At 52.8% G+C, this 12,143-nt stretch carries 12 protein-coding genes; 6 read left to right on the top strand and 6 right to left on the bottom strand.

Translation table 11 applies throughout. The annotated features are described in order from the left end of the window. The 3 genes from coaBC to slmA form a co-directional block, all read left to right on the top strand. Positions 1–768: bifunctional phosphopantothenoylcysteine decarboxylase/phosphopantothenate--cysteine ligase CoaBC (gene coaBC / locus NG42_RS19085; RefSeq protein WP_052902188.1), on the top strand; the 768-nt coding region annotated here is incomplete at its 5' end. Beyond that, complete coding sequence (gene dut, locus NG42_RS19090) at positions 746–1,204, top strand: dUTP diphosphatase (protein WP_052902190.1); 459 nt, start codon at positions 746–748, stop codon at positions 1,202–1,204. The genes coaBC and dut, both read left to right, overlap by 23 nt. Positions 1,205–1,317: 113 nt before the next feature. Beyond that, positions 1,318–1,914 (top strand): nucleoid occlusion factor SlmA, encoded by a 597-nt coding sequence (gene slmA / locus NG42_RS19095; protein ID WP_052902191.1) that lies wholly within the window; start codon positions 1,318–1,320, stop codon positions 1,912–1,914. Between the two features lie 3 nt (positions 1,915–1,917). Here the strand turns inward: slmA and NG42_RS19100 are convergent, their stop codons facing one another. The 4 genes from NG42_RS19100 to rph are packed head-to-tail and all read right to left on the bottom strand — an operon-like array spanning position 1,918 to position 5,885. Next, entirely contained in the window at positions 1,918–2,400 is a 483-nt protein-coding gene (locus NG42_RS19100) for a GDYXXLXY domain-containing protein (RefSeq protein ID WP_052902192.1), read from the bottom strand. Further along, the gene (locus NG42_RS19105; protein ID WP_082203917.1) at positions 2,393–4,438 is read right to left on the bottom strand and encodes a DUF4401 domain-containing protein; all 2,046 of its coding nucleotides are present in this window, start codon (positions 4,436–4,438) and stop codon (positions 2,393–2,395) included. Before NG42_RS19105 ends, NG42_RS19100 begins: the two co-directional genes overlap by 8 nt. 31 nt (positions 4,439–4,469) lie before the next feature. Beyond that, on the bottom strand, positions 4,470–5,111 hold the full coding sequence (gene pyrE / locus NG42_RS19110; protein WP_052902196.1) for an orotate phosphoribosyltransferase: 642 nt from the start codon (positions 5,109–5,111) through the stop codon (positions 4,470–4,472). A gap of 57 nt (positions 5,112–5,168) precedes the next feature. Then, complete coding sequence (gene rph, locus NG42_RS19115) at positions 5,169–5,885, bottom strand: ribonuclease PH (RefSeq protein ID WP_052902198.1); 717 nt, start codon at positions 5,883–5,885, stop codon at positions 5,169–5,171. A 166-nt stretch (positions 5,886–6,051) separates the two neighbouring features. Between rph and NG42_RS19120 the strand changes: the two genes are divergently transcribed. After that, entirely contained in the window at positions 6,052–7,236 is a 1,185-nt protein-coding gene (locus NG42_RS19120) for a NupC/NupG family nucleoside CNT transporter (RefSeq protein WP_052902200.1), read from the top strand. Positions 7,237–7,272: 36 nt separating this feature from the next. Here the strand turns inward: NG42_RS19120 and NG42_RS19125 are convergent, their stop codons facing one another. Next, positions 7,273–7,710: a DUF3574 domain-containing protein gene (locus tag NG42_RS19125; RefSeq protein WP_053115820.1), complete on the bottom strand. Its 438-nt coding sequence runs from the start codon at positions 7,708–7,710 to the stop codon at positions 7,273–7,275. A 127-nt stretch (positions 7,711–7,837) separates the two neighbouring features. Between NG42_RS19125 and NG42_RS19130 the strand changes: the two genes are divergently transcribed. Continuing rightward, positions 7,838–8,701: a YicC/YloC family endoribonuclease gene (locus tag NG42_RS19130; protein WP_052902201.1), complete on the top strand. Its 864-nt coding sequence runs from the start codon at positions 7,838–7,840 to the stop codon at positions 8,699–8,701. 137 nt (positions 8,702–8,838) lie between these two features. On the opposite strand, the gene NG42_RS19135 is transcribed toward NG42_RS19130, so the two are convergent. Then, positions 8,839–9,990 (bottom strand): Fic family protein, encoded by a 1,152-nt coding sequence (locus tag NG42_RS19135; protein WP_052902202.1) that lies wholly within the window; start codon positions 9,988–9,990, stop codon positions 8,839–8,841. A gap of 752 nt (positions 9,991–10,742) precedes the next feature. Here NG42_RS19135 and NG42_RS19140 point away from each other — a divergent pair. Continuing rightward, the gene (locus NG42_RS19140) at positions 10,743–12,116 is read left to right on the top strand and encodes a glycoside hydrolase family 28 protein (RefSeq protein WP_052902205.1); all 1,374 of its coding nucleotides are present in this window, start codon (positions 10,743–10,745) and stop codon (positions 12,114–12,116) included. Positions 12,117–12,143 lie beyond the last annotated feature (27 nt).

The raw sequence follows: 12,143 nt of genomic DNA on the forward strand, positions 1-12,143 counted from the left end.
TGGGGGCCTGACAGCGGCAGCCAGGCCTGTGGCGATGTCGGCCCGGGTCGCATGCTCGATCCGCTAGCGCTGGTTGACGAAGCGGTTAAATGGTCATCGCCCGTCAACGACCTGCAACATCTCAATATTATGATTACCGCTGGCCCGACGCGTGAAGCGCTCGATCCGGTACGCTATATCAGCAATCACAGCTCGGGAAAAATGGGCTTTGCCATTGCGCAAGCCGCCGCCGCGCGCGGGGCCAACGTCACGCTGGTCGCCGGGCCAGTTGATTTGCCGACGCCAGCATGGGTGAAACGTATTGATGTCACCACCGCACTGGAAATGCAAAAAGCGGTGATGGAGCACATTACGCGTCAGCATATTTTCATTGGCAGCGCAGCCGTGGCAGACTACCGCGCGGCAACCATTGCCGCAGAAAAAATCAAAAAACAGGGTGATGAAGTTACCCTCACCATGGTAAAAAACCCCGACATTGTGGCGGGCGTTGGCGCAATGAGCGAAAGCCGCCCGTATGTCGTAGGATTTGCCGCTGAAACCCAGAATGTGGAAGAATACGCCCAACAAAAACGTGCGCGGAAAAAGCTGGATTTGATCTGCGCCAATGATGTTTCAAAAGCCGGGCAGGGTTTCAATAGCGACACCAATGCTCTTCACCTTTTTTGGCAGGAGGGAGAAAAAGTCTTACCGCTTAGCGATAAGTCACTCCTTGGCCAACAGTTAATAGACGAGATTGTCAGCCGTTATGATGAAAAAAATCGACGTTAAGATTATGGATCCGCGTGTCGGCAACGAATTCCCGCTGCCAACCTACGCGACCTCGGGATCGGCAGGCCTTGACCTGCGCGCCTGCCTTGATGAAGCCATCGATCTGGCACCTGGCGTGACCACGCTGGTTCCAACGGGTTTAGCGATTCACATTGCTGACCCGTCACTGGCAGCCGTGATCCTGCCACGCTCCGGGCTGGGCCATAAACATGGCGTAGTACTGGGCAACCTGGTGGGTCTGATTGACTCTGACTATCAGGGGCAGCTGATGGTTTCCGTCTGGAACCGTGGGCAGGACAGCTTCACCATTCAACCCGGTGAGCGCATCGCACAGATGGTCTTCGTGCCTGTGGTGCAGGCTGAGTTTAATCTGGTCGAAGATTTTGATGCCAGCGCGCGTGGTGAAGGTGGCTTTGGCCACTCCGGTCGCCAGTAACGCATAACGAACCACCCCCGTAACGAGACTATTTTAATGCCGTGAGACGCCCTCTCACGGATGTTACGTGGGTATTTGCCCGTTTATGGTGAATTTTCAGGGGTCTTTAAGTCATGGCAGAAAAAAAGAGTGCGAAAAGGAATCGTCGCGAGGAAATATTGCAGGCTCTGGCGCAAATGCTGGAGTCCAGTGACGGTAGCCAGCGTATCACTACCGCCAAACTTGCGGCCAATGTTGGCGTATCCGAAGCGGCGCTTTACCGGCACTTTCCCAGCAAAACGCGGATGTTTGACAGCCTGATCGAATTTATTGAAGACAGCCTGATCACCCGCATCAATCTGATCTTAAATGATGAAAAAGAGACGCTGCCACGCCTGCGCCTGATCGTTCAGCTGATTCTGGGCTTTGGTGAACGTAACCCTGGCCTGACACGTATTCTGACTGGCCATGCGTTGATGTTTGAACAGGATCGCCTGCAAGGTCGTATCAATCAGCTGTTCGAGCGCATTGAAGTTCAGCTACGCCAGGTGATGCGCGAACGCAAAATGCGCGAAGGCGAGGGTTTTACTACCGACGAAACCCTGCTGGCAAGCCAGCTGCTGGCTTTCTGCGAAGGTATGCTGTCGCGCTTTGTCCGTTCTGAATTTCGCTACCGTCCAACCGTCGATTTCGACGCGCGCTGGCCGCTGCTGGCCGCTCAGCTGGTATAAAGGCTAAGGCGTTGCCGGCAGAGGCTTAAGCTGATCGTCCAGTAAAGCCACCAGCAGCGCCGTACCCTCTTCCGCTACGCGCAGTTCACCATAGCGCGCAGCGGTATAATCCTTCGCATGACCTTCTTCAAAGAACCACGCGTCGCTGGCAACCGCAATCCCCTGATTACTGCGATGCGTCTGCAGATAAACCTGATTTTCCCCTAAGGGCTGGCCGCGATCCCATCCGGCATCGGTGGCAATCCGTTGCGCGTTCAGCGTCACAATCAGTCGCCGATTATCGGGTATCTCAGTGCTGTGCAGAGAGTTATTCAGCGCATAGTTTAGCGCCATATAATCCCCCTGCATTAGCGCCCGTGGATCCACCGGTGCCAGCTCCAGACGCACCACGCTGCCACTGACTAACAGCTGTTCCTTCTGATATATCGCCCAGTTAGCCGCTAACAAAATGATCGCCAGAACCACAAACAGCAAGCCCTTACGCATTTTCACCTTCCTGCAAACGACGATCTGCCAGCATGGATATGGTGATTAACACGGCTCCGGCGGCAAACAGCATTAACGCTTTATCCAGTAAGGAAATGCCAAGGAAGTAATACCAGTCGAGGGTATACAGTACCAACAACACGGCTGCCGTCAGCATCAGGGCTTTACTGTTCTGGAAACGCGCCAGCAGCAGTAACAGCCATGCCAGCGCGATACCCGGCGCAAACAGGCTTATTGCGGCCAGCACCGTAGCAATCAGCAGCAGTTGCCAGGCACCCGGCATTCCTTCGCGTCGGCCAAGGAGTAACGCCGCGATCAGCAGTCCGGCGGCAATCCCCTCGTTAAGCGTGGAGAAATCGCTATCGCGCGGGGCAATTTCCTCGATTAATGCCAGGCTGTCCAGCGGGACTGAACCATAAAAACAGAGCATCAATAGCCCAGTGCTCATGCCTAATAGTGCCGGGCGAAACCGCCAGGTGTAGCGATCGTCAATAGCGGTGAGAATCACACCGACGGTAACCGCTGCCGATACCACTACCGGCAAACTGTTGGTATAGCAGGTTAAACCGCCAATCAGGAAAAAGATCAACGCCGCACTGTTGAGAAAACGGTAGAAGCTGTTGCGAAATAGCATAAACAGCAGCGCCAGCGCCGGCACAAACGTCAGCCACATTTGCCCGCTCCAGCTGTGTTCATCTGTCCACAGCGCGACTGCCGCACAGACACTGAGGGTACAGGCTATTGCCCAGGATAAACCGATCTGCTGCTGAGCCAGACCCGGCTTACGCAGCAATAGCCAGCCGGGAATGCCACAGACCAGCGCCATCAGAATAAAAGTGTGAGCATCAAACTTATCGAACAACCCGTAGAGAAAGCAGGCCAGCACCAGCAAAGCAAAAGCCAGTAGACCGGCAAACCAGCCACTGATTATCAGCGCAGCACGCACGTACCACGGCAGCTCATCATCTTTATCTTGCTGTAACTGGGTAATTTGCTGTGCCGTTAATAGCGACTGCTGCTGTAAGCGCAGCCAGAGAGTTTGCTGCCCGATGCGCTCTGCGGACGGCGCTTTCGGCTCTTCTGCCCGCCACTTCATTATCCAGCGGCTGGCCTGCGCCGCACACACCGCAAGCACGATCAATGCCACCACCAGCGTCAGGATAATGTCGATGCCGATTAACAGGCGCATCACCCCTGCCACCAGCACACTGCTGATGCTGAATAAACCACAGGTAAGACTAAACAGATCGCGCTGATGACGATAAAACAGCAGCCAGCCACCGCCCAGCAGCGCCAGCCATAACAGCGCGCTAATGGCACCGTAGAGTGAACGGTCATCAAACAGTGCGCTGGCGGTCGCTATCGTCAGCGTGACCAGCGTCCAGAACGCCATAACCCGAAACAGCCAGTCGGTGCGACGGGTCGCCGCAAACCAGGCAATCAGCGCGACAACCAGCGCCAGCTGATAAATCAGGCTGAAATGTTGCACGAAGGGGAAATCCTGCCAGCCACCGAGCCACAGCACAAAAGCGAGGTTGGCGACCAACCAACAAAGGAACCACAACGCCGTCAGGCGGGCAAAGCAGGCTAAGGCGAACAAAGCCATCGCCCAGGCACGAAACAAGGTCCAGCTTTCAGCGCCGGTCTGGTAAATCTGGCCATAAACCGCAAACAGCACGCCGATCAGCATGCCAATGGCGATCAACGCCAGCCGGCCGCTGAGCTGCGCCCAGCGCCACCACACCACGACCGCCAGGGCGATGATGGCCCCTTCGACCAGCGCAAATTTAACCATCCGGGGCATTGCCGCCCAGTTCCAGGCGAAAAAGAATATTACGCCGCACACCATTGCCAGCGTGCCGGTCAGCGCAAAGGTTGCGCGCAGAAACAGCAACCACCCCTGCGCATCCGGGCGCGCACCAATGGATTGCAGAATGGCGTGATGCGTGGCCGATGAAATAACGCCCTGAGACTGTAACCGCCGCACCGCACGACCCACGGCAGTAGCGGCTTTTCCTGCATATAGATGGTTTTCCACGCGTTATCTCCGCGCCAGTCAGGGCGTTTTGTCAGATGCCGTACTCTTTGCGATAGGCCCGAACCGACGCCAGATGGTCGGCCATTTCCGGCTTCTCTTCGAGGTAAGCGATCAGGTCTTGCAAGGTGATGATGGAGGTCACTTTACAGTGATAATCGCGTTCGACTTCCTGAATCGCAGAGATATCCGCACGTCCACGCTCCTGGCGGTCCAGTGAAATCAGCACACCCGCCAGCGTCGCGCCCTGCGCCGCAATAATTTCCATCGACTCACGAATTGCCGTTCCGGCGGTAATCACATCATCAACCAGCATAATACGACCCTGCAACGGACTGCCGACCAGCAATCCGCCCTCGCCGTGATCTTTTGCTTCTTTACGATTAAAGCAGTATGGCACATCACGCTCATGATGATCGGCCAGCGCGACCGCCGTGGTGGTCGCAATCGGAATACCTTTGTAAGCCGGGCCAAACAGCAAATCGAAATCGATCGTTGAATCCACCAGCGCCTGGGCGTAGAAGCGGCCTAACAGTGCCAGATCGCGCCCGGTATTAAACAGACCGGCGTTGAAGAAATAGGGACTTTTACGGCCTGACTTCAGCGTGAACTCACCAAATTTTAATACCTGTTTGTTCAGTGCGAACTCGATAAACTGGCGCTGCCAGGGTTTCATAGGTCTCTCCTCAAATTTTAGTCATAAAAAAGGCGACTCTCTGGTCGCCTGTAAAAATCAGTTTGCTAACGCCGCCTTCTGCGCCTGAATTAAACTATCGATGCCGCCTCGCGCCAGCGCCAGCAGCTCCAGCAACTCGTCGTGGCTGAACGGCTCGCCTTCGGCGGTGCCCTGCACTTCGATCATCCGACCGTCTTCGGTCATCACCACGTTCATATCGGTTTCAGCAGCGGAGTCTTCAACATATTCAAGATCGCATAACGCTTCGCCGCCGACAATCCCGACGGAAATCGCCGCGACCATCCCTTTCATCGGGTTGGCTTTCAGTTTGCCCTGCGCCACCAGATGGTTCAGCGCATCGGCCAGCGCCACACAGGCACCGGTGATAGAAGCCGTACGGGTGCCGCCATCGGCTTGCAACACATCGCAGTCGAGGGTGATGGTAAATTCGCCCAGCGCTTTCAGATCCAGCGCCGCACGCAGTGAACGCGCGATCAGACGCTGAATTTCCAGGGTACGACCGCCCTGCTTACCTTTCGCTGCTTCACGCGCGTTACGGCTGTGGGTCGCACGCGGCAACATGCCGTACTCGGCGGTTACCCAACCTTGTCCCTGACCTTTCAGGAAACGCGGCACGCCTTCTTCAATGGTGGCGGTGCACAATACTTTAGTATCGCCGAATTCAACCAGCACAGAACCTTCTGCATGTTTGGTGTAGTGACGGGTCAATGTGACGGGACGCACCTGCTGTGCGCTACGGCCTGCTGGACGCATGGTTTCTCTCCGGCTTGCGAATAATGGCTGCGCATTATACGGACTTCGGGCGCTGCTGCCTACCGACGCCTGAGCGCAATATTTTTTAATTCCGAAAACAGAGAGTTAATGAAAAATACCGTGAACTGTGTATAAATGCGTCTTTTCTCCCGCAAGCTAAACTTTTATGCCTAACCTTCTACATTTTATCCTGGCGCTGGTGGTCATTTTTGCCCTGGCGTTGCTGGTCAGTCATGACCGCAAGAAAATTCGTCTGCGCTATATCGTGCAGCTGCTGGTCATTGAAGCGGTACTGGCTTACTTCTTCCTGCACGCCGCCAGCGGTTTGTGGGTGATTAAGCATGTTTCCGGCTTCTTCGAAACCCTGCTCACCTTCGCGGCACAAGGTTCTGACTTTGTGTTTGGCGGCATGAGTTCGCAAGGCCTGGCGTTTATCTTCCTTGGCGTACTCTGCCCGATCATCTTTATTTCGGCGCTGATTGGCATTCTGCAACACTGGCGCATTCTGCCACTGCTGATTCGGCTGGTCGGCACGCTGCTGTCGAAAGTCAACGGCATGGGTAAGCTGGAGTCATTTAACGCCGTCAGTACCCTGATCCTCGGCCAGTCGGAAAACTTTATCGCGTATAAAGGCATTCTGGCTGATATCTCGCCGCGTCGCCTCTACTCGATGGCAGCGACCGCCATGTCGACCGTCTCACTGTCGATTGTTGGCGCGTATATGACGATGATCGATGCGAAATATGTGGTCGCCGCGCTGATTCTCAATATGTTCAGCACCTTTATCATCCTGTCGATTATCAATCCGACACCGGCAGGTGATGAACCCGAGATCACGCTGGATAAGCTGCATGAAGATCAGAGTTTCTTTGAAATGCTCGGCGAATATATTCTGGCCGGTTTTAAAGTGGCGATGATTATTCTGGCAATGCTGATTGGCTTTATTGCGCTGATTGCCGCGGTGAACGCGCTGTTTGCCGCGGTATTTGGCATCAGCTTCCAGCAGATTCTTGGCTATGTCTTCTGGCCATTTGCCTGGCTGGTCGGCATTCCTGCGCAGGACGCGCTGCGCGCGGGCAGCATTATGGCCACCAAACTGGTCGCCAATGAATTTGTTGCGATGATCGAACTGAAGAAAATCGCCGCAGAGATGACGCCACGTGGGCTGGGAATCCTCTCCGTGTTTTTGGTGTCCTTTGCTAACTTCGCGTCCATCGGTATTGTGGCCGGCGCGATTAAAGGGCTGAACGAGCAGCAAGGCAATGTGGTTTCCCGCTTTGGTCTGAAGCTGGTCTACGGTGCGACGCTGGTCAGCCTGCTGTCGGCAGCCTTCGCCGGACTGATGCTGTAACACGGTTTCCGGCGGTGCCTGCCGCCGGAAATTCACTCAGAATGCGACACACACCGGAGCATCAACCCGCATCACCGAATCCTGACTAAAACGCTGTTTATAAATACCCCGCAGCGCTTCAATCCGCTTATCACTCTCGCTATCTTTAGCATGAATCAGCAGCAGCGCTTTGCTGTCTTCCCGCGCCAGCTTGCCGTTATTACCCAGCCACTGCCCTTTTGCCTCAAATACCGACAATCCATCTTTAAAGCGCGGCGTTACGTCTTTATCGATAAACGTCTGCCACTCCGCTGCGCTAATCACTGGCCCCGCCGGACGGTTCAAACCGAAGTACAAAGTGGTTTGCGTCATCGCATCGCCGACGGCGCAGACCGGAACCGTGGCACTCTTTTGTGGCGCAACACAACCGCTGAGAAGTAACATCGCGGCCGCCATCATCAGTTTTACGCGCCGTGGATTAATTACTATTTCCATCGCTATCCCTTATTAGAATGAAGTGAACTGCAACAGCCAAAATAATCGGTTTTGACGGGAATGCCTATCATGCCCGGCCGGCCATCGCTATAATTCGTTTATCTTTCTCTGAATACAGGTACGCAAAATGATCCGCAGCATGACCGCCTACGCACGGCGTGAAACCAAAGGCGAATGGGGCAGCGCAGCATGGGAACTCCGTTCCGTTAATCAACGCTACCTGGAAACCTATATTCGTCTGCCGGAACAGTTCCGCAGCCTGGAGCCGGTCATTCGTGAGCGCCTGCGTAACCGCCTGACGCGCGGAAAAATCGAATGTAACCTGCGCTTCGATGCCGATCCCAGCGCACAAAGTTCGCTGATTCTGAACGAGTCGCTGGCCAAACAGCTGGTGCAGGCCGCCAACTGGGTCAAAATGCAGAGCGACGAAGGCGAGATCAACCCGGTCGATATCCTGCGCTGGCCTGGCGTGATGTCGGCACAGGATCAGGATCTTGATGCCATTACTGCCGAGCTACTGAAGTCCCTTGATGGCGCGATTGATGATTTTATTGCCGCACGTGAAAGTGAAGGTGCCGCGCTGAAATCACTGATTGAACAGCGCCTGGAAGGCGTCAACGCCGAAGTCACCAAAGTCCGCGCACAAATGCCGGAAGTGGTGAAATGGCAGCGTGAGCGGCTGGTCACCAAACTGGAAGAAGCGGAAGTTCAGCTGGAGAATAACCGGCTTGAGCAGGAGCTGGTGATGATGGCTCAGCGTATTGATGTGGCAGAAGAGCTGGATCGTCTCGATGCGCACGTAAAAGAGACTTATAACATCCTGAAGAAGAAAGAGGCCGTTGGTCGTCGTCTCGACTTTATGATGCAGGAATTTAACCGCGAGTCGAACACCCTGGCTTCGAAGTCGATTAATGCTGATATCACCACTTCCGCTATTGAGCTGAAAGTGTTGATTGAACAGATGCGTGAGCAGATCCAGAATATTGAGTAAAGTTTCACAAGATTTCGCATTGTCTCACTAAGTCGCACCAGGACAAAAAGGCCGTTGTAAATCATGGCCTTTTTGTTTTATATAGTCTCATAGTGCAGGATCGTCTACCGGGGTGGGGTCAGTCCACACATCTCTTTTTAGTCATTGCGGAGAATCTCTACGTAATCATGGTACACATAGCTTCTCCCGCGAGTTCTTCCTGTCGTCTCGTGCAGAATTCCGGCTGCAACAAGCCCCTGCACAACAGTATTGGCTGTTGGGAAAGATACATTCAATAGTTCAACAGCGCGATCAACAGTAAGCTTTGGCATTGTCGGCAAAAACTCAAACAAACGCATGGTATGAAGAGATGTTGCGGACATAGCAAGAACCTTTTTCCTGTCATCTGCAATCAACGTGGCAATTCTGATGATACTTTGCTCTGCTTCCTCTGCCGATAGCTGAACTGCTTCGAGGAAGAATTCGACCCATTGCTCCCAATTTCCATTGCTTCTGATTTCGGTCAGGCATTGGTAGTAGTACGCCTGATGTTGTTTCAGGTACCCTGAAACGTATAGCAGTGGCTCTCTTAGCAGCCCCCACTCTTCCAGCAGCATCGCTATCAACAAACGGCCAATTCGCCCGTTCCCATCAAGAAAGGGATGGATGGTTTCGAACTGAGCATGTACCAGTCCAATTCGTACCAAAGCTGGCAGCGGTGGGTTCGGCTCATGGATAAACTTTTCAAGGTCAGACAACAGCTCTCCCACCACGTCGGCAGGTGGCGGAACATATGCTGCGTTACCCGGCCTTGTTCCCCCTATCCAGTTCTGGGTTGTTCTGACTTCACCGGGTTGCCTGCTGGCACCTCTGGCACCGGACAGAAGTATTTCATGAGCCTCCTTCAGCAGACGAACGCAAACAGGTAACCCTGTCTCAGAATTCAAATGCCCATGAACGAATTTAAACGCCTGCAGGTAGTTTGTGACTTCTTCAACATCATCAACGTTAGTTACGGCCAGGCCAGCCTCTTCATCAAAAATATCAGTTAGGGTTGCCTGCGTTCCTTCCAGCTGGGAAGTGAGCAAAGCTTCCTTACGTATGGTGCTATAAACAAGCCATTCGCTCGAAGCCACAAGTCCTGACATACCTGATAATCTTGCAAGCGCCTTCTCTGCTTTTTCATTCTGTACAGCATACGAAGCCGGATCCAGAACAGGGGATGCCGGCGGTAAGGGAGAAGGCACAAACGCATTGACGGTTTCATCGTGGCTTTGTGTCACGATAAATTTTCCGGAAGCGCGACTCATGGAAACTCCTTTTATCAAGCCAATAGGTGGTTAAAACATCCTTTAATCACTTCCTGTCTATTAAAGGGATCTTTACTAAAATCACCACTATTAAAGCGTAGTTTAACAGCCAATGCCGTTATTAAAGAAGTCTTTAATAAAATTTTGGTAAGTAAAGATCGCTTTAATAACCGCTATAGCTGTTAAAGCAGTTTTTAGAGAACTGAGCCGGAGGGCAATGATGGCGATGGTTTCTGCTGCTTAGCACTTGATCTCTGCCTCCCACCGCCAGAGTCCAGTACCATGTGATTACAGAACCCCAGACATCCCAATTACGCTCAACCGAAGTGGGTAGTACTTTGGGTAGTCCCTTCGCCCCCACGCACCAAAAACACCAGTTAACTAATTGTTTAAAAAAAACTTCCCTTACCCACCCCACAAACAGATTCGAATATTGAGTAAAGTTTCACGCGATCTCGCGTAGTCTCACTCAAGCTAACACACCCACAAATAGCCCTTAATTACGGGCTATTTCTTTATTGTGGTGTGTCACTGTGTGTCCCGAAGCGCATGTTTGCGAATTGGCATATGTCCCTATTGGATCAATGCAGCCATTCTTTGCAATCGCACATCCTCCCTCAGGCATTTGCCCATAATTTTGAGCAGTTAATCGACGGTTATCACGAATTGCGAACGCCAGAGTTATACCGGCCAGACGATATCTGTAGATTAATGAAACAGCGTTTCATTAATCTACCCAGCAAAGGATCAGCATGTATACTCGTCTAGCCTTACCTGTCATGGCCTCCTGCCTGTTAGCCACTGCTGGCGTCGCCTCTGCCGCCTCTTCCGTCAAATTTCCCGATAAAGTCTGCGATGTCACGCACTACGGTGCTGAAGGCCATCGCTTACAGATTGCATTAAATACCGGCTCATTTCAGAAAGCCATTGATGATTGTGCCGCTGCCGGTGGCGGAACAGTGGAAGTGCCTGCGGGTAATTACCTGGTCAACCCACTATTTTTAAAAAGTAATATTCGTCTGAATCTGGCTAAAAATGCCACCATCGTCGCCTCCACTGAAGTAAGCGCGTATCGTGCCAGCCAGAAAAATAAGCACGGCGAAGCCGAAAATAAATGGCTGCCGTTTATCAGCATTGCCGACGTCAGCAATGTCGCCATTACCGGTGAAGGCACCATTGATGGCCAGGGTGCGGTATGGTGGGAAAGATGGCGCGAGAATATCCGCGCCACCGGCAAAAAAGGAGGCACCGACCGTCCTCGCCTGATTTATATGACGCGGGCGGATAATGTGCTGGTGGACGGCGTTCACCTGACGAACTCGCCAAGCTTTCATGTCGTGATGCGCAATTCCAGTAATATCGATATTAATAACACCCGGATTACTTCTCCATGGCATGCACCCAACACCGATGCCATTGACCCGATTGACAGCCGTAATATTCGAATCACCAATAATTACATTGACTGTAACGATGACCATATTGCAATTAAAGCCGAGAAACCGTCGGCCCGTTATCCTGATGGTGCGGTAGATAATATCTATATCGCCAATAACAAGCTATTACAGGGACGGGGCATTTCAATCGGCAGTGAAACTTCCGGCGGTGTGAATAACGTGCTGGTGGAGAATAACGAATTTATTGGATCAATGTATGGCATCCGTATTAAAACACCGCGCGGTAAAGGCGGTGAGGTGAAAAATATCGTCTATCGCAATACCAAAATGGTTGATGTTGAAGTGCCGCTGGTGTTTTCTGGCTACTATAAAGCAGCGCCTATCGTGCAAGCCGAGGTGGATAAAATGGTGGCCGAAGGTGGATTTACTCTCGGTGAACAAATCTATCCGCCGGACAGTGATGCAAAACAGCCGTTTGATGCGGTGAAAACACCCCATTTCAGCAATATTACCGTGTCAAACCTGACGTCCACCGGCAACAGTAAAGCGGCAGGCTTTATTATTGGCGTGCCAGAGGCGCCACTGAGTGGCTTTACCTTTGAGAATGTCCGTATTGATGCCACGCAGGGGGTACGCGTCCGTAACGCTGAGTTAAAAACCAGCGGCCTGACGCTTAATATCAAGCATGGCCCGGAAATGATCCTCGACCAGGGCGCAATGATTGATTAAGCGCCAGCCACAAAATTAATCAACTTT

The organism is Winslowiella iniecta (assembly GCF_001267535.1).
GTDB classification, from domain to species: domain Bacteria; phylum Pseudomonadota; class Gammaproteobacteria; order Enterobacterales; family Enterobacteriaceae; genus Erwinia; species Erwinia iniecta.